Annotated in this window: 16 protein-coding genes; 9 read left to right on the plus strand and 7 right to left on the minus strand. The window is 69.6% G+C overall.

All coding sequences use genetic code 11. The features are described from left to right. Entirely contained in the window at positions 1–834 is an 834-nt protein-coding gene (locus tag P3102_RS28905; protein ID WP_276363356.1) for a hypothetical protein, read from the minus strand. Between the two features lie 115 nt (positions 835–949). Beyond that, a complete protein-coding gene (glgP, locus tag P3102_RS28910) occupies positions 950–3490 on the minus strand; it encodes an alpha-glucan family phosphorylase (RefSeq protein ID WP_276363358.1) in 2541 nt (846 codons plus the stop codon). Positions 3491–3628: 138 nt separating this feature from the next. Here glgP and P3102_RS28915 point away from each other — a divergent pair, with 138 nt between their 5' ends. Further along, a complete protein-coding gene (locus tag P3102_RS28915; RefSeq protein WP_276363360.1) occupies positions 3629–5098 on the plus strand; it encodes a neutral zinc metallopeptidase in 1470 nt (489 codons plus the stop codon). Positions 5099–5340: 242 nt separating this feature from the next. On the opposite strand, the gene P3102_RS28920 is transcribed toward P3102_RS28915, so the two are convergent. Next, the gene (locus P3102_RS28920) at positions 5341–6312 is read right to left on the minus strand and encodes a tetratricopeptide repeat protein (protein ID WP_276363361.1); all 972 of its coding nucleotides are present in this window, start codon (positions 6310–6312) and stop codon (positions 5341–5343) included. Between the two features lie 38 nt (positions 6313–6350). Between P3102_RS28920 and P3102_RS28925 the strand changes: the two genes are divergently transcribed. Beyond that, positions 6351–6827 (plus strand): hypothetical protein, encoded by a 477-nt coding sequence (locus P3102_RS28925; protein WP_276363362.1) that lies wholly within the window; start codon positions 6351–6353, stop codon positions 6825–6827. 1 nt (position 6828) lies between these two features. On the opposite strand, the gene P3102_RS28930 is transcribed toward P3102_RS28925, so the two are convergent. Continuing rightward, positions 6829–7128, minus strand: coding sequence for a thiamine-binding protein (locus tag P3102_RS28930; protein WP_276363364.1), 300 nt, complete (start codon positions 7126–7128; stop codon positions 6829–6831). A gap of 87 nt (positions 7129–7215) precedes the next feature. Here P3102_RS28930 and P3102_RS28935 point away from each other — a divergent pair, with 87 nt between their 5' ends. After that, positions 7216–7716 (plus strand): MarR family transcriptional regulator, encoded by a 501-nt coding sequence (locus P3102_RS28935; RefSeq protein ID WP_276363365.1) that lies wholly within the window; start codon positions 7216–7218, stop codon positions 7714–7716. Positions 7717–7787: 71 nt separating this feature from the next. Here P3102_RS28935 and P3102_RS28940 read toward each other — a convergent pair whose 3' ends face one another. Together P3102_RS28940 and P3102_RS28945 are read right to left on the minus strand one after the other, a co-directional pair. Continuing rightward, entirely contained in the window at positions 7788–8162 is a 375-nt protein-coding gene (locus tag P3102_RS28940) for a DUF3817 domain-containing protein (protein ID WP_276363367.1), read from the minus strand. A gap of 202 nt (positions 8163–8364) precedes the next feature. Further along, positions 8365–10752, minus strand: a complete 2388-nt coding sequence (locus tag P3102_RS28945) for a GH92 family glycosyl hydrolase (protein ID WP_276363368.1) — start codon at positions 10750–10752, stop codon at positions 8365–8367. A 271-nt stretch (positions 10753–11023) separates the two neighbouring features. Here P3102_RS28945 and P3102_RS28950 point away from each other — a divergent pair, with 271 nt between their 5' ends. Together P3102_RS28950 and P3102_RS28955 are read left to right on the plus strand one after the other, a co-directional pair. After that, complete coding sequence (locus P3102_RS28950; protein WP_276363370.1) at positions 11024–12010, plus strand: LacI family DNA-binding transcriptional regulator; 987 nt, start codon at positions 11024–11026, stop codon at positions 12008–12010. Further along, entirely contained in the window at positions 12007–13065 is a 1059-nt protein-coding gene (locus tag P3102_RS28955; protein WP_276363372.1) for a class I mannose-6-phosphate isomerase, read from the plus strand. The genes P3102_RS28950 and P3102_RS28955 overlap by 4 nt, the downstream gene beginning before the upstream one ends. 221 nt (positions 13066–13286) lie before the next feature. Here the strand turns inward: P3102_RS28955 and P3102_RS28960 are convergent, their stop codons facing one another. Further along, a complete protein-coding gene (locus P3102_RS28960; RefSeq protein WP_276363374.1) occupies positions 13287–13766 on the minus strand; it encodes a hypothetical protein in 480 nt (159 codons plus the stop codon). Between the two features lie 74 nt (positions 13767–13840). Between P3102_RS28960 and P3102_RS28965 the strand changes: the two genes are divergently transcribed. From P3102_RS28965 to P3102_RS28980, 4 genes are read left to right on the plus strand one after another with little or no spacing between them, the layout of a single operon-like run. After that, the gene (locus P3102_RS28965; protein ID WP_276363376.1) at positions 13841–14887 is read left to right on the plus strand and encodes a histidine kinase; all 1047 of its coding nucleotides are present in this window, start codon (positions 13841–13843) and stop codon (positions 14885–14887) included. Beyond that, positions 14884–15654: a LytTR family DNA-binding domain-containing protein gene (locus tag P3102_RS28970; RefSeq protein WP_276363377.1), complete on the plus strand. Its 771-nt coding sequence runs from the start codon at positions 14884–14886 to the stop codon at positions 15652–15654. The genes P3102_RS28965 and P3102_RS28970 overlap by 4 nt, the downstream gene beginning before the upstream one ends. Beyond that, the gene (locus tag P3102_RS28975; RefSeq protein ID WP_276363379.1) at positions 15651–15998 is read left to right on the plus strand and encodes a hypothetical protein; all 348 of its coding nucleotides are present in this window, start codon (positions 15651–15653) and stop codon (positions 15996–15998) included. The genes P3102_RS28970 and P3102_RS28975 overlap by 4 nt, the downstream gene beginning before the upstream one ends. Beyond that, positions 15998–17731: a cation acetate symporter gene (locus P3102_RS28980; RefSeq protein WP_276363381.1), complete on the plus strand. Its 1734-nt coding sequence runs from the start codon at positions 15998–16000 to the stop codon at positions 17729–17731. Before P3102_RS28975 ends, P3102_RS28980 begins: the two co-directional genes overlap by 1 nt. Positions 17732–17748: the final 17 nt, after the last annotated feature.

The following is a 17748-nucleotide window of genomic DNA, read 5'->3' on the forward strand; positions in this document are numbered from 1 at the left end:
CTATCGGCGGACCGCGAGCCGGGCGATCGAGTCCGGCCAAAGCGGGAGCGCGGCGTGGATCCCGGCGGATCGTGTCGGCCGGGGGTTGACCAGCACTCCGGTCGCCACGTCACGGCCGGCGGCCGCGAGCACGACGTCGCGGCCCGTCCGGTGCCGGATCCGGGACCAGCCCGCGCCGGTGACCGCGCGGTACTCGGCCAGCAGACGCTCGTCGGTGAAGACGCAGAACCAGTCGCCGTGCGCGCCGAGGCGGGCCGGGACCGGGGCGCCCACCTCGTCCGCCGGGCCGCACACCGTCCCGTCGAGGAACATCCGCAGGACCGAGGGGACGGGGTCGCGCGGGCCGCCGTCGGGCCGCTCCCGGTCCGGGCGGACGTTCCCCGCGATCCACCGTGAGGCGAGCCGGAAGTCTTCACCGGTGAGGTCTTCCTGGAAACCGTCCAGGCTGTTCTTGACGCTCCCCAGGAAATCGTAGAACCGGCGGGTGCAGGTCCGCTCGGAGACCGCGACCCGGCCGCGGTCGACCATGGTCCTGATCCGGCCGACCATGCCCGCCCCGCCGTCCACCGGATCGACGCCGAGGTTGTAGGCGGTCCAGACGATTTCGGGCATGAGCGGATCGGCGAACCGCTCGAGAACGCGGTTCAGCCGCAGAAGGACGATCTCGCGCACCCTGCCGGGCTCGGCGTCCTCGGCGATGCCCCAGATCTCCCGCAATTCCGGGCCCAGCGCACGGCCGAGCCCGTCCTGCCGGATCCCGGCGCGGGCGTGGACATGGTGCAGCCGGTCCTTGGCCCTGCGCGACGTTCTCGTTTCCTTAGCCGAAGCCACCATTCCTCCGCCATTCGGGATCGGCCCGGCGAAGTCTATTTCACCGGGCCGTTCCGTAGTGTTCGGTGGAAATCGAGAATCGGCGGTTTCTTTTGTTCGGTACCGGCTTGACGAGATTTTACGCGTGGACGACCCGGGCCAATTCCGCCGGCGTGGCCAGCAGACGGTGTTTCGGCAGCACGCGAACGGTATAGCCGATCGAGCCCGGATGCGGCAGTTTCAGCCGCGCCGCGAAGGCGCCGATCCCGTCGCCCGACATCGGAACGGTCACCGGGTCGCCCAGTTCGTCCCCGTCACCCACCTTCCCGACGACGGCCTGAACGTCCACTTCGGACGGTTCGAGGCCGGCGAGGTCGATCCGGGCCCGGATGGTGACCTCGGTGCCGGTGACCATCGGCGCGGCGTCCTCGACGAGCAGCTCGGTGTCGAAGATCCGCACGCGCGGCCAGGCGACGTCGAGTTTGGTCCGGTAGTCGGCCAGCGACAACGCGCCGCGATAGCCGTCGCCCGTGGCCTCCGCGACCATCCGCGAGGCGGGCAGATAACCCGATTCGACGTACTCCCGCACCATCCGGGAGGCCTGCACGCGCGGCCCGAGCGTTTCCAGCGTGTGCCACACCATCGACAGCCAGCCGCCGGGCACACCGCCCGCGTCGCGGTCGTAGAACAGCGGCGCGATCTGGTGGCCCAGCAGGTCGTAGAGCGCCGCGGCCTCCAGTTCGTCGCGGCGCAGCGGATCGGTGACGCCGTCCGCGGTCGGGATCGCCCAGCCGTTGCTGCCGTCGTAGCACTCGTCCCACCAGCCGTCACGGATGGACAGGTTGAGGCCGCCGTTGAGCGCGGACTTCATCCCCGAGGTCCCACACGCCTCCAGTTGCCGCACCGGCGTGTTCAGCCAGACGTCACAGCCGCGATAGAGGTAGCGCGCCATGGACATGTCGTAGTCCGGCAGGAAGACGATCCGGCGCCGGACCTCGGGATCGTCGACGAACCGGACGATCTGCTGGATCAGCTGCTTGCCGCCCTCGTCGGCCGGATGCGATTTGCCCGCGACGACGAGCTGGATCGGGCGCCGCTCGTCCAGCAGCAGCGCGCGCAGGCGCTCCGGGTCGCGCAGCATCAGCGTCAGCCGTTTGTACGTCGGCACGCGGCGCGCGAAGCCGACGGTCAATACGTCCGGGTCGAAGACCGTGTCGGTCCAGCCGAGTTCGAGCGCGGACGCGCCGCGCTGCATCCACGCGGCCCGCACCCGGCGCCGCACCTCGGCGACCAGCTTCTCGCGCAGCTCACGCCGCAGCGCCCACAGCTGCTCGTCGCTGACGCCGTCCCGTAGCGGCCTGCCAGGGACGCCTTCGAGACCCAGCTCCTCGTGGTCGCGCCCGAGCAGCGCGCTCAGCTCACGCGCCACCCACGTCGGCCCGTGCACGCCGTTGGTGACCGAGGAGACGGGCACCTCGTCGAAGTCGAATCCGGGCCACAGCCGGGAGAACATCCGCCGCGACACCCGGCCGTGCAGTGCCGAGACGCCGTTCGCGCGCTGCGCGAGCCGCAATCCCATATGCGCCATGTTGAACAGGCCGGGGTTGTCCTCCGCGCCGAGTGCGAGGACACGGCGCGGATCGACGGCCGGGACCAGCCTGCCGTCGGTGAAGTACCGCTGGACCAGGTCGACGGGGAACCGGTCGATCCCGGCGCTGACCGGGGTGTGCGTGGTGAACACGGTGCCGGCGCGGACGGCGGGCAGCGCCTCGTCGAACGCCAGCCCGTCGGCCTGGATGATCTCGCGGGCCCGTTCGAGTCCGAGGAATCCGGCGTGGCCTTCGTTGGTGTGGAACACCTTCGGCTGCGGATGCCCGGTCAGCTCGCAGTACCGCCGCACCGCGCGGAAGCCGCCGATCCCGGCCAGGATCTCCTGCCGGATGCGATGGTCGGCGTCGCCGCCGTACAGCCGGTCGGTGACCGCGCGCAGGTCCTCGTCGTTGGCCTCGGTGTCGGTGTCCAGCAGCAGCAGCGGGATCCGGCCGACGCGGGCCTTCCAGATCTGGGCGTGCAACGTGCGCCCGGCGGGCATCGCGACGTCGACCAGCACCGGCTCGCCGCCGTCGGTCAGCAGCTCCAGCGGGAAGGCGTTGGGATCGATGACCGGGTAGTGCTCGACCTGCCAGCCGTCGAGCGACAGCGCCTGCCGGAAGTACCCCGCGCGGTAGAGCAGCCCGACGCCGATCATCGGCACGCCGAGGTCCGAAGCCGCCTTGAGGTGGTCACCGGCGAGCACGCCGAGGCCGCCGGAGTAGTTCGGCAGTGCCTCGGTGACGCCGAACTCCATCGAGAAGTACGCGACGGCCGGGGGAAGGTCGGCGTCGTCCTGCTTCTGGTACCAGCGCGGCTCGGCGAGGTACCGGTCCAGATCGGCGACCGCCTCGCGCGCGTGGGTCAGGAAGCCGTCGTCGACGGCGAGTTCGTCGAGCCGGGCCGGGGGCAGCGCGGTGAGCATCCGCAGCGGATCGCGGACGCGGTCGAACAGCTCCGCGTCCATCGACGCGAACAGGTCGCGCGTGGGTGGATGCCAGGTCCAGCGCAGATTCGTGGCGAGGTCACCGAGGCCGGAAAGCGACTCCGGCAGGCTCGCGCGGACGGTGAACCGGCGGACTGCTTTCATGAGGAGCGACCATATCGGCAGGGCCCCCGCCTCGCTCAAGACCCACTTCGGGGATTACCTGCACGCGGGCCATAAGCGCTGGGTAGGGTCCCTGCTTGCCGGAGTACGCGGCCCGGTCGGGGCCCTGACGACAAGCGAGTGAACATGATCCAAGGGGGAGTGCGGGGCATCCGCCGCCCGGCTCTGATCGCGGTCGTGACGGTGCTGGCCCTCGGGCTGAGCGCCTGCGACGGCAAGGGGGGCTCGACCGGTCAGCAAGGCAGCCAGCCGGGCGCCGGGGACATCGCCGGCCTGCCGGTCACGCATTTCGAGAGCGGCCTGAAACCCGATGCGCCCAAACCGGATCTGCAGGTCCGCAACGAGGACGGCTCCGAGGACGACCGGCTCGCCATCGCCGCGATCGCCGACGCGCAGGCTTACTGGACCGAGGTCATGCCGCGCGACTTCGGCCAGCCGTACGAGCCGCTGAAGTCGCTGCTGTCCTACAGCGCGAAGACCGACGACGAAGAGACCGAATGCGGCAGCGTCAAGAAGCTCGTCAACGCGTTCTACTGCCCGCCGGGTGACCTGGTGGCGTGGGACCGCGGCGTGCTGCTGCCCATGCTGCGCGAACGGTTCGGGAAGATGGCGGGCGCCGTCGTGCTCGCGCACGAACTCGGGCACGCCGTGCAGTACCGGCTCGGCGAGAAGGCCAGCATCAAGAAGAACACCCCGTCGATCGTCAAGGAGCAGCAGGCCGACTGCTTCGCCGGCGGTTACTTCCGCTGGGTCGCCGAGGACAAGAGCAAGTTCTACCGCGTCTCCACCTCCGAAGGCCTCAACCAGGTCATGGCGTCGCTGTTCCTGATCCGTGACCAGGCAGGCACCAGCGCGACCAAACAGGGCGCGCACGGCACGGCGTTCGACCGCACGTACGCGTTCCAGGTCGGGTTCGAGAAGGGCCCGAAGGAATGCGCGGCGATGAACGAGGAGAACATCAAGGCACGCATCACCGAGCGCCCGTTCGACAAGGGTGACAAGGGCAAGGGCGACGCGAAGCTCGACGCCGAGATCGTCGGGATCCTGAAGAAGAGCCTCGACGAGGCCTTCAAGGGCGCCGGTGTCCCTGGCCCGGAGATCACCGAGGACGGCAACGGAAGCTGCTCCGGCGGCCCCAGCACCCCGCCCGCGTCGTACTGCCCGTCGAACAACACCGTCAGCATCGACCTGACCAAGCTGCGCGAACTCGCCCAGCCGGTCGACCAGCAGGCGGAATGGGAAAGCGGGCACAGCGAGGGCAAGGGCGATTTCGCCGCGTTCTCGGAAATCGCGTCCCGGTACGCGATGGGCATCCAGAAGGGCGTCGGCGCGTCGATCGACAATGCGAACGCGGGACTGCGCACCGCCTGCCTGGTCGGCGCGTGGGCGAAGGCCAGCTCGGTGCCCGGCGCGACGCTGCGGCTTTCCGCCGGTGACCTCGACGAGGCCATCTCGGACCTGCTGAGCCCGGAGAGCCTGGTGTCCGCCGACGTCAACGGCAAGCGCGTGGACAACGGTTTCGAGCGGGTCGAGGCACTGCGGAAGGGTTACCTGGAGAGCTCCTCGGTCTGCTCGACCCAGTACGGCTGATCGGTCCGGTCACGGCTCCCTGAAGTGCTATGAAAGGTCCTTTCCTGGCAAATTTTGCCAGGAAAGGACCTTTCATAGCATCGGAAGTCGCCAGGCCTGCCCCGGAAGCGCGCGGCCTCGCACACAGCTCGCGTTCGAAGCTCCCGAACCCCACGACGCAAGCCGGCCGTCTCGCGTGACTGACGGGACGACACGCGTGATCCGGCGGACGACACGTGTGCCGTCCCAGTACACGAAAAACCTCAGTACAGAGCGCTCGCCAGATCCCGCCGCGCCTTCATGACGCGCTCGTCCGCCGAGTCGAACAGGTCGAACAGCGCCACGAGATGCTCCCGCACCTTGTTGCGCTCGTCGCCCGCGGTACGCCGCACGACGGCGACCAGCCGCGCGAAGCCCGCCTCGGGCCGCTGCCCCGCGACTTCGAGGTCCGCGGCGGCGAGCTGCGCTTCGAGGTCGGCCGGGTTCGCGTCGGCCTTCGCGATCGCGTCGGGACCCGCGGCCTCGGCGCGGGCGGTGAACTTGACCTGCGCGAGCGCGGTCTTGGCCTCCTCGTTCGCCGGCTCGACGTCGAGGATGCGCTCGTAGGCCGCCTGAGCCGCCGCGAAGTCACCGCGTTCGAAGGCCTCCTCGGCCTCGGTGAACCGCGGGTCCTCCGGCACCTCGACGCCACCGCCGTTCTCCTCGGCGGCCTTGATGCCGGGGAGCCGGTCGCGCAGCGCGTCGAGCAGCGAACCGAGCCATTTGCGGATCTCGGGTTCGGGCAGCGCGCCCGAGAACGCGTCGACCGGCTGGCCGCCACCGATGGCGATGACCGTCGGGATCGACTGCGCGCCGAAGAGCTGCGCGATGCGCGGGTTCGCGTCGACGTCCACCTTCGCGAGCACCCAGGCGCCACCGGAATCGGCGGCGAGGCGTTCCAGCACGGGGCTGAGCTGTTTGCACGGGCCGCACCATTCGGCCCACAGGTCGACGACCACCAGCTGCCGCATGGATCGTTCGACGACCTCGGACTGGAAGGTCGCTTCGGTGACCTCGATCACGGCGCCACCCGCGGCGGGGGCGCCGGGCGCGGCACCGTCCGCCGGGCGCGGCGGGGCTGGGGGCTGTTTCTGCGGCGCTTCGGCACGCGCCTTGAGCGCGGAAAGGTCGACCGCGCCGGAAAGCGCGGCGGAAAGGGCCGCCGTCTTCGATGCTGATCCGCGTGGGTGTGTCACGGTTCCATCCTGGCACGCATCCCCGAGGGTTTCACCGCATGCCCCCGGCTGCCCGCTTGGCAGGACGGTTCCGTTCCGGCAGGCTCGCCACGAAGGGGGTGATCGACATTCCGACCCGCAGGACGGCCACGGTGGCCGTCGCGATCGCCATCGCCACCGTTTGGGTGAGCGTCATCACGGTGCTGATCGCCCATCAGCCCGATCCCGGTGTCGGCAGTCCGGGGCAACTCCGGGACGGCCTCACCGCCGCGCTCAACGAGCACGACGCCGAGGCCCTCTCCGAACTCATCGACTACCCGCCCGCGTCGGCGGGCGACTTCGCGAAGTCCTATGTCGACGCCCTGGCCGGTCGAGGCGCCCACGACGTCACGGTGAAGTTCGCACCGGACGATCTCGCGCCGACTTCGGCGACCGTCAGCGGGAAACTGGCCGACGGCAGCGCGTTCGACCACCCGGTGGCCATCGCGGTCAAGGGCGGGCTGTGGCTGGTGTCCTTCACCCCGCCGCTCCCCTGACCTACTCGCTCAAGTGCTTCTCGACACGTTCCACCTTCGCGGTCAGCTGGCCTTCGTGACCCGGCCGGATGTCGGCCTTGAGCACCAGTCCGACCCGTGACGAGCCCTCCCCCGCGGCCTCGACGGCGCGTTTGACGACGTCCATCACTTCGTCCCAGGAGCCCTCCACATTGGTGAACATCGCGTTGGTGGAATTCGGCAGGCCGGACTCGCGTACCACTTTCACCGCGCGGGCGACGGCCTCGCTGACCCCGCCGTCCTCTTCGGTCGCGGACGGGCTGACACTGAAGGCCACGATCATCTTCTGCTCCTCGTTCAGACGCTTTTCCCACGCATAACACCCGGTCGTGCGGCATGGCATGGGTACCCGCTGGTAACTTCGACCGCCATGAGCCGTCCGTTGCCGTTCGACCCGATCGCCCGCGCGGCGCAGCTGTGGGAAGCCCGTATCGGGCCGTCCGAAACCATGGCCGCGGTGACCGGGATCATGCGCGTGCAACAGATCATCCAGTCCGCCGTGGATGGCGCGCTCAAACCGCACGGGCTGACCTTCGCCCGGTACGAGGCGCTTGTCCTGCTGACCTTCGCGCGCGCCTCCCATCTGCCGATGCGCGTGATGGGCGAGCGGCTCCAGCTGCATCCGACGAGTGTCACCAACATCGTCGACAGGCTCGAAAAGGACGGCCTGGTCAAGCGCGTGCCGCATCCGACCGACCGCCGGACCACGCTGGTCGAGATCACCGACGAAGGCCGCGCACGGCGCGAAGAGGCCACGAAGGCGGTCACCGAGATCGACTTCGGGCTGACCGGGCTCACCGGCAAGCAGACCGAGCAGCTGACCGACCTGCTCACCAGGGTCCGCAAGGCCACCGGCGACTTCACCGAATGACCCGCAAGTGACAGAAGGCCTCCTTCACTGCGTCCAGCGCAACGAAGGAGGCCTTCTGTCCTTGCCGAAGATCAGACGGCGACGGGTTCCGAAGACTTCGCGGCCTTGGCGAACAGGCCGACACCGCCGTGGGACAACCGCTGCGGCCCGTCGAGCTTGCCGTTGCGCAGCGCCCAGGACTCGAACAGCCAGGTGAACAGCGGCGGAATGCTGGAGAGCAGCGCGAGGACCAGGGTCTTCGGGCGCCAGCCGAGCGGCTTCGCCACGGACAGGGAGACCAGCACGTAGAGGACGAACACGACGCCGTGCACCATGCCGAGGACGGGAACGCCGCCCTCGCCGAGCTTGACGGCGTACTTGAGGAACATCCCGACCAGCAGCCCGGCCCAGGAGAGGGCTTCGGCTACCGCGGCCACGCGGAATACTAGAGCGGCCTTGCTGGACACTTTCTCCTCCTGTGGGGTCTCACCACTACGGGTATGCACATGACTACGTCCGACGAGCACTGTCCAAGGCGGAATCGCCTAGAACGTCAACAGCGCTGTCGGACGTGGTAATACCAGTGTGAGGCGTGACGGCCCTCACCGGAACACCGGGGGCCGTGATGCTCCTCACGACCCCCGGACGAATCGGTCTGAACCACTCGGATCATTCGGCACAGGGCGATTTCGGCGCCCCTTCGGGACCGGTCGCCCAGGTCGCCTTCGCCGCGTCGTCCGTCAGGCGGAAGTCCAAAGTGGTGCCTCGGGTCAACTGTGCCAACTCGACATACGCCCGCTGTGCTCCGCCTCCCATTCCTTGGACGTATTGGAGCTTCGCCGGGTCGGCGCCACGGGCCTTGATCGTGATGTCCCGGCCGTTCTCCAGATGCACCACGGACTTCTCGAACCGCGGCGCGTTGAGCACGAACTGCCCGGTGCCCGGCACCGCCGGATACAGGCCCAGCGCGCTGAAGACGTACCACGCGGACATGGTCCCGAGGTCGTCGTTGCCGGTGACACCGTTCGGCGCGTTGGTGAACAGCGTGTGCGCGGCGCGCACCACGGCCGAGGTCTTCCACGGCTGCCCGGTCAGCGTGTACATCCACGGCGAGTGGAGGTCGGGCTCGTTGTTCGGGTTGTAGCGGAACTGGTTGTAGTAGTTGTACGGGCCCACGACCCATTCCTCGCGCACGGTCTTCGCGGGATCCTCGACCAGATCCCCGTAGGCGAAGAAGTCGTCGAGCCGCTTGCCGACGTTCTCCTTGCCGCCCATGCGCTCCACCAGGCCCGGGACGTCCTGCTGGGTCAGCCACTGGTACTGCCATGACGTGCCCTCGTGGAAGCCGTCCTGGCTCTGCGGGGTGAACGGCTTGCCCACCGGGCCGAACCATTCGCCGCCTTCGAGTTTGGGCCGGTAGAAGCCGGTGAAGCCGCGGTCGGTCACCGACGAGTCCCACAGCGTGCGATAGCTTCGCCCCTTGTCCGCCAAGGCCTTCGCGTCGTCCTTCTTGCCGAGACCGGCGGCCATGATGGACAGCGAGCAGTCCGCGAGCGCGTATTCCAGCGTGGCCGAAGCGCCGTGGTTCGGGTCGGTGTCCTGGCCCTTCTTCGGGAAGTCCTTGTCGTACTGGACGAACCCGTCCTTCTGGTAACTGGCGTTCCCCGAGCGGCCCTGGAACGGCGAGGACGCGGGCGGGATCTCCCGCGAGTTCCGCAGAAGTGCCTGGTACGCCTTGAGTTCCTGGCCGGACAGCGCGCCGAAGCGCCACAGGTCGACCAGGAACGGGGTGACCGGATCGCCGGTCATCGTGTTCGTCTCCTGGTTCGCGTACGCCCAGCGCGGCAGCCAGCCGCCCTGGTCGTGGATGGCGAGCACGGACTTCGCGACGTCCTTCGCCCGCGCCGGCCGCAAGAGGGCGAGCAGCTGGTTCTGCGTGCGATAGGTGTCCCACAACGAGAAGAACTCGTAGTAGGTCCAGCCCAGCGCCCGATGGATCCTGTCGTCGAAGCCGCGGTAGCGGCCGTCGGCGTCGTTGCCGGTCAGCGGCTGCAACAGCGCGTGGTAGAGCGAGGTGTAGAACACCGTGCGGTCGTCCTTCGACGCACCCTTGATGTCTACTGAGGACAGTTCTTCGCGCCAGGCGCGCTGGGCACCGTCACGGACCACGTCGAACGAGCGCCCCTTCTCGGCCACCAGATTGAGCCGGGCGCCGAAAGCGTCCACATGGGAGATCGCCGTCGTCGCGGTGACCTGTCCGCCGCCGAAGGTCAGCCAGGCGCCACGAAGGCCTCCACCGCCCGCGGACTCCTTCGAGCCCGGAGCGCCACCCGTCGGCGACCAGGTGCCGAAAGACTTGAACGGCTTGTCGAACGTCGTGGTGAACCAGGTCTTGTACGGTTTGCCGCCGCAGAACGCCTGCGACTCCACCATTCCCTCGACCGTCCGGTCCCCGACGACGCGGATCTGGCTCGCCGTCGCGGGTTCCTTGTCGTTGGCCTGCCCGACATTGACGAAAACGTTCGCGTCACCCGATTTCGCGAAGGTGTACCGCTCGACACCGGTCCGCGTGGTCGCGGTGGTCTCCGCGTCGACGCCGCCATAGCCGGTGAGCCGCACCTTGTAGTAGCCGGGTTTCCCGACCTCGCCCTCGTGCGTGTACGGCGAGGCGTACTTCTTGTGGTCGAAGGTCCCCGGTTCGTTCGTGTCGAACGCCGCGCCGGGGCCGACCGCGCCGGTGGTGGGCAGCGACGACACGAGGCCGCCCTGCTCCCAGCAGCCCGCGCCGGACAGGAAGAAGTGCCCGAAGCCGCGGATCGCGGTGTCGTCGTAGCGGTAACCGGCGTAATGCGACGAGATCGGGCTGACCTGCGTCATCCCGAAGGGGGCCGAAGCACCGGGGAAGGTGTTGCCGTCGTCCTTGGTGCCGATGAAGGTGTTGACCGCGTCCACGGGGTCGCCGCCGGGTGCCGCCGCCGCGACGGGCGTGAGCAGCCCGGCCGGGACAGTGAGCGCGGTGAGCAACCCGGCGACGCGGATCGAAGTGCGTGCAGGCATGGGAAAGACCGCCTCCTGACAACGTTGTCGCTGCCTGCCCACCTTCGACAGGAACCGACCATTTGGTCAAGAGATCCGGCGAACCTTGTCCGATTCCGGACAGCGGCCCGCCCCCGATCCGCCTCGTAACGGTTCGACCTCGGAAAACCGGACCGGCGCGAAGCGGGCATTGACATCATCGCGACACCGGCGTTCAATTCCCGCCACTATGACAACGTTGTCTCCCAGCGGACCGGACAACGGCCACCGCACCACCGGCCGACGGGCCACGATGAGTGACGTGGCCCGCCTCGCGGGCGTGAGCATCAAGACAGTCTCGCGGGTCGTGAACGACGAACCCGCCGTCCATCCGGACACCGCCGAGCGCGTCATGGCGGCCATCGAGCAGCTCGGGTTCCGGCGCAACCTCGGCGCGCGGAACCTGCGGCGCGGCTCGACGACCGGGACGATCGGCCTGATCGTCGAAGACGTCGGGAACCCCTTCTACTCCGAGCTGAACCGGGCCGTCGAACGCATCGCGACCTCGTTCGGCCGCCAGGTGCTGACCGGTTCGTCGGAGGAGAACTCCGACCGCGAACGCGAACTGGTCCTGGAGTTCTGCTCCCGCCGGGTCGACGGCATCCTCGTGGTCCCGGCCGGGATGCAGCACGGCTATCTGGTCCCCGAGATGCGCGCCGGCACGCCGGTGGTGTTCCTCGACCGGCCCGCCGGCGACATCGTGGCCGACACGGTGCTCGTCGACAACATCGGCGGCACCGTCGAAGCGGTCGCCCACCTGGCGAAACACGGGCACCGCCGGATCGCGTTCCTCGCCGACAGCCCGGACATCTTCACCGCGGGCGAACGGCTGCGCGGCTTCCGGGAGGGCTGCGTCCGCAACGGGATTCCCTACGACGAGACCCTCGTCGTGCTGCGGACGCCGACCGCCGAGAGTGTCGGCGACGCCGTGCGACGGCTGCTCACCGGGCCGAATCCGGCCACCGCCGTGCTCGCGGGCAACAACCGGGTCGCCGTGCACCTGCTGCGCGCGCTGGCGCACGCCGAGCGGCGTCCCGCGATGATCAGCTTCGACGACTTCGAACTGGCGGATCTGCTGGATCCGCCGGTCTCCGTGATCGCGCACGACGTGAGCGCGCTGGGCCGGGCGGCGGCGGAACTGCTGTTCGCCAGGGTCCAGGGAGATCAATCCGCACCGAGAAAGGTAGTTCTGCCCGTGCATCTCGTAGCCCGTGGTTCCGGGGAGGTCGCGCCTTCATGAGCGGTCACCTCGAACCGATCCGCCTGCCGGCGAACCAGCCGCCGCAGTTCTACCGCGGCGGCGACGCCATCGCCGCGTTGCGGGGCGCCCCCTCGGAGTCCAAGTTCGGGCCCGAAGACTGGGTCGGCTCGGCCACCACGATGTTCGGCCAGGAGACCCACGGCCTGACCAAGCTGCCCAGCGGGGTCTGGCTGCGCGACGCCGTCCGCGAGAACCCGTCGGCCTGGCTCGGCGCGAAACACGTCGAGGTACTCGGCGATTCGACCGGCCTGCTGGTGAAACTGCTCGACGCCGGCCAGCGCCTGCCGGTGCACTTCCACCCGTCCGATTCGTTCGCGAAACGGCACTTCGACTCGCACTTCGGCAAGACCGAAGCGTGGATCGTGGTCGGCACCTACGGCGACGACCCGCGTGTCTACCCGGGCTTCAAGGAAACCGTCGACAAAGCGACGGTGCACGAATGGGCCCGCACCCAGGACGCGCCCGCCATGCTCGGCGCGTTGAACAGTGTCGCGGTCACGCCCGGCGACACGGTCCACATCCCGGCGGGCCTGCCGCACGCGATCGGCGAAGGCGTGTTCGTCGTCGAACTCCAGCAGCCGACCGACTTCTCGCTGACCCTGGAGTGGCGGGACTTCCTGGCGAACCCGGAGAAGGCGCACCTCGGCATCGGGTTCGAGACCGCCATCGAAACCCTGGACACCTCGGGCTGGGACGAGGAGCGGCTCGGCTCCATCGTCAAGCGCACCGCGGGTGATCACGCGTCCACTGTGGACCTTCTCGCCGACGGCAGTGACGCGTTCTTCTGCGCCGATCGGCTCCGTCCCGCTGTTTCCGGGAAGTCGACAACGTTGTCACTCGACCCGTCTTTCGCGGTGCTGGTCGTGATGGACGGTTCGGGGACGCTCCGCACCGAACACGGCGGCGAATTCGCCTTGCGCAAGGGCGAGACATACGTGGTCCCGCACGACGCCGGCCAGTCCACTGTGGAGGGCGAGGTCACGGTCATCCGCTGCCGTCCGCCCGCACCGGAGAAGAGGGGCGATAACCGGTGACCCGCTTCGCCGCACTCCATCACCAAGGCGAACGCGAACGCGCAGTACTTCCACGCGCGAAGCTGTTGAGGTAGCGGCAAGTCGTGAGTGTTCTCTCACCACCGACTTGACCGCACCCCTATATCCATCTGAAGTACCTGAAGGCCTCCTTCCGTGCGCCAGACGCACGGAAGGAGGCCTTCAGGTGCTCGGCAAGGGGCGAAGGTCGAGGTTCCGACCCCTCACTCCCACAGCTCGATCACCCCAGCGGGAGCGAAGCGCGCGAGAGCCGCATACAGCGCAGCACCCCCACCCAAGTGTCCCAGCGCGTACGCGTACTCGCCGTCCTCCAGAAGCGACTCCGGTCCGGCGCCGACCCACGACAGCCGGTAGTGCCACCAGTGCATCCACCGCCCCACCCGCCGCTTCTCCCGCCGAACCCGCAGCCGCGGCACCTCGGTCCAGCGCACCTCGAAGGCGCCGTCCACCGCGAAACCCTCGGCCGAGATCGTCAAAGAACCGGTAGACCTCCGGAGAGCGAGCAGGATCAGCCCCGCGAACCCCACGCCGAGCAGACTGAACACCACCCCGGGAACCGAGCGGGAGAACAGCGACCCGACCACGGCCACCACCCCGCCCCCGCCGAACACCGCGAACCCCGCCCACGCGAGCCGGCGCAACACGACGTCCAGCCGGAGCACCACGGCCTCCCCAGTGATCATGCCCGGAGCGTAACCGCCGAAACCCCGCGCCGACGTTAGGATCCAGTCCTCGACATCGCGGAGGGAGGTGGCCGATGAGCACGCGTCTGCCCTGGCGTCCCGCCGCGAGCGCGGATCCGGTGCCGGTGCTCGCCGCCGCGCAGCGCGTCTCCGACGATCTCAGCGACGGCCTCGCCGGGCCGCGCGCCCGCCGCGCCACGCACGGCCTCCGCCGCTTGTTCGGCGTCCCCGGCCTCGGGCTGACCGACCTTTCTGGCTCGCTGACCTGGTCCGGCCGCCCGGCGGCGGACGACGTCGTGGTTTCGGCGCTCGACGAGGTCCTCCACTCCGAGACGCAGGTGTCCGAGCCCGGGCTGCTGGCGCTGCCGCTGCACGTCCACGACGAACTGGCCGGTGTCCTCCTGGTCACCGAAGGCCGGAGCGCCGTCGCCCGCCAGGCCGCCGAGCTCGTCGTCCACGCGCTCGAACGCGGCAGGCTGGAGGCCTCCGCCGAGCAGGCCGCGGAGGCCGAGCTGCGCGCGCTGCGGGCCGAGATCTCGCCGCATTTCGTCTACAACGCGCTCACCGTGATCTCCTCGCTGGTCCGCTCCGATCCGGATCGCGCCCGCGACCTGATGCTCGACTTCGCCGAGTACACCCGCTACAGCCTGGCCCGGCACGGCGAGTACACGATGGTCGCCGAGGAGTTCCGCGCCGTCGAGACGTATCTGGCGTTGCAGCGCGCGGTGCTCGGTGAGCGGCTGCGGGTGCAGGTGCGCGTCGCGCCGGAGGTGCTCGCCGTCGCGGTGCCGTACCTCGTGCTGGAACCGTTGGTGGAGAACGCGATCCGGCACGGGATCGAGCCGCGCGCCGAAGCGGGGCTCATCCAGATCCAGGGAATGGCGGAAGGGAACGACTGCGTGCTCAGCGTCGAGGACGACGGTGTCGGCATGGACCCCGTCCGCGCGGCGGCGATCCTGGCCGGACGCGGCGACGACGGCGGCGTGGGACTGGCCAATGTGGACAGACGGCTGCGTAGTGTCTACGGGCCGTGGTACGGCCTGACGGTCGAGACCGAGACCGGCGCGGGCACCAGGGTCGTGGTGCGCGTGCCCCGCTTCCAGCCGGGGGTGCTGCCGTGAGGAACGGGCTGCGGGTGCTGGCGGTCGACGACGTCCCGCCCGCCCTCGACGAATTGTGCAGCTTGCTGCGCGAGGCACCGGAAGTCGCCGGAGTGGTCGCCGCCGGCGACGCGCTGAACGCGCTCAAGCTGTTGCAGGGCGGCCATTTCGACGCCGTCTTCCTCGATATCTCGATGCCGGGGCTCGACGGGCTCGAACTCGCCTCGCTGCTGGCCCGGCTCAACCGGCCGCCGGTGATCGTGTTCGTCACCGCGCACGACGGCCACGCCGTGGCCGCGTACGGCATCGGCGCCGTCGACTACCTGCTCAAACCGGTCCGCGCGGAACGACTGTCCGCCGCACTGGCCAAAGTGGTCCGGATGGCGGGCGACCAGGACGGCGAACCGAAACCGGCGCCGGACGCGATGTCCGCGATGCCGGTGGAATCGGGCGGGCGCACGCGATACGTCCGCCGGGACGACGTCCAGTTCGTCGAGGCGCACGGCGACTACGTCCAGCTGCACACGAAATCCGGCGTCCACGTCACGCGCATGCCCCTCTCCCGGCTCGAAGAGTATTGGGAGGGAACGGGTTTCACCCGCGTGCACCGGGGTTTCCTGCTCGCCGTGGACGCGGTGCTCGAACTACGCAGCGATACCACCGGCGGATTGCTCGCCCATACCGAAGCGGGTGACGTGCCGGTGAGCCGCCGCCACGCGCGCGACCTGCGCGACCGGCTGCTCGCCGCCGCGCAACGCGGCGAACTGGGCCGGGGAAGCCGTCGGTGAGCCGCGTCAAACGGGTCGCCGTCACCAGCCCGCAGACCCGGCTCGCGCGTTCGCGGCGCCGTTCGCGCGGACGGTGGCGGGTCCCCCGGCTGGCCGCGGGCGACGCGGAACGCGCGGACGCGCTCTACCGGGCCCAGCGCCGTCGCGGGCTCCCCGCGCTGGCCGGGATGTTCGGGCTGGTGTTCGGGCTCCCGCTGGTGTTCGGGGTGTTCCCCGGACTGGATGCGGTACGGCCGCTGGGTATCCCGCTGTCCTGGCTGATGATCGCGATCCTCCCGTATCCGGCGATGGCACTGCTTTCGTGGTGGCAGTTGCGCCGCGCGGAAAAGATCGAGGACGACTAGTGGTCCCGGCGCTTTCGGTGGCACCGGTCGTGCTGGTCACGCTGCTGATCGGGTTGCGTGGCGTCGCGGCCATGCGCACGACGTCGGACTTCCTCGTCGCCTCGCGCCGGATCTCCCCGTTGGTCAACTCGGCCGCGGTCTCCGGCGAATACCTGTCCGCGGCGTCGTTCCTCGGGGTGGCGGGGCTGGTGGTGAAGGACGGGATCGGCGCGCTCTGGTACCCGGTCGGGTTCACCGCCGGGTACATCGCGATGCTGGTCCTCGTGGCGGCGCCGATGCGGCGCTCCGGCGCGCTCACCGTCCCGGACTTCGCCGAAGCCCGGCTCGCCTCCCCCGCCCTGCGCCGCCTCGCCGCGGTCGTCGTCCTCGTGATCGGCACCCTCTACCTGGTCCCGCAATTCCGTACCGCGGGGCTGGTGCTGACCGCCGTCGGCGGCACGCCGTACTGGGTCGGTGTCGTCATCGCGGGCGCCGCCGTCAGCGCGACACTGGCGCTCGGCGGGATGCGCGCGGCGACCTACGTCCAGGCCTTCCAGTTCGTGCTGAAGCTGGTGCTGTTCCTCGTCCCCGCGATCTGGCTGGTCTCCCAGGTCTCCCCGGAGGAACGGTCGGCTTCGGTGCACCCGGTGGAATTCACCCACTTCGCCCGCGACACCGAGCTGTCCTTCGAGATCGACGTGACACTGACCTTGCGCGAGCCGACCACCCTGCTCACCCCGGAAAAACACGTGGTGCCGCCGGGGGAACTGGTGGCCAGGAGCGGGCAGACACTGCACTTCGCCGAGGGCACCCCGGTTCCCGCCGTCCGGGGCGGGGCCCCGCTGGGTGGGCCGGATTGGCAACGGCCGCTGCTCGACCTCGGCGACCACGGCTATCCGCTGCTCGGCACGTGGGCGATCCTGATCGCCACCATGCTCGGCACCATGGGCCTGCCGCATGTCCTGATGCGCTTCCACACCAGCCCGGACGGCCGCGCCGCGCGCCGCACCGCGGCGATCACCGTCGCCCTGCTCGGCGTCTTCTACCTGTTCCCAGGGGTTTACGGCGTCCTCGGCCGGGTGCTGGTGCCCGAACTGTACGTCTCCGGCGCGACGGACACCGTCGTCGTCGCGCTGCCGGCACAGGTCGACGACGGCTGGGCGGGGTCGCTGTTCACCGGGCTGCTGACGGCTGGCGCGTTCGCCGCGTTCCTGGCGACGTCGCTCGGGTTGCTGCTGGTCATCTCCGGCGCGGTCGCGCACGACCTTGCCCCCGGCGGCCTGCGGCGATTGCGCTGGTCGGTGCTCGGCGCGGCGGCGGTGATGGTCCTGCTCGCGCTGCCGTCGGCGAGACTGGACGCCGGTGTTCTCGTCACCTGGGGTTTCACCGTGGCCGCGTCGACGTTCTGCCCGTTGCTGGTACTCGGCATCTGGTGGGACCGGCTCACCGCCGCGGGCGCGATCAGCGGCGTCCTCGCCGGTCTCGTCGCGTCTTCGGGCTCGATCCTGGTGGCGCTGTCCGTCCCGGGCCTGAGCGGTCTGCCCGCGATCCTGGTGTCGCAGCCCGCGCCGTGGTCGGTTCCGCTGGCATTCGGCGTAATGCTCGTGGTTTCCTTGCGGGGCAGGCCACCCGCGTGGTCGACGGCCGCCATGCTGCGGCTGCATCTGGACGATCGCACAGCCGAGCCCCCTTCGTCGTGGCCGGGCCACCGTTCGTCGACCGTTCGTCGTCTCGGCAGACGTTCGAACCGCTGACGGTTCCGCTTTCCCCG

It is taken from the genome of Amycolatopsis sp. QT-25 (assembly GCF_029369745.1).
Taxonomy (GTDB): Bacteria; Actinomycetota; Actinomycetes; order Mycobacteriales; family Pseudonocardiaceae; genus Amycolatopsis.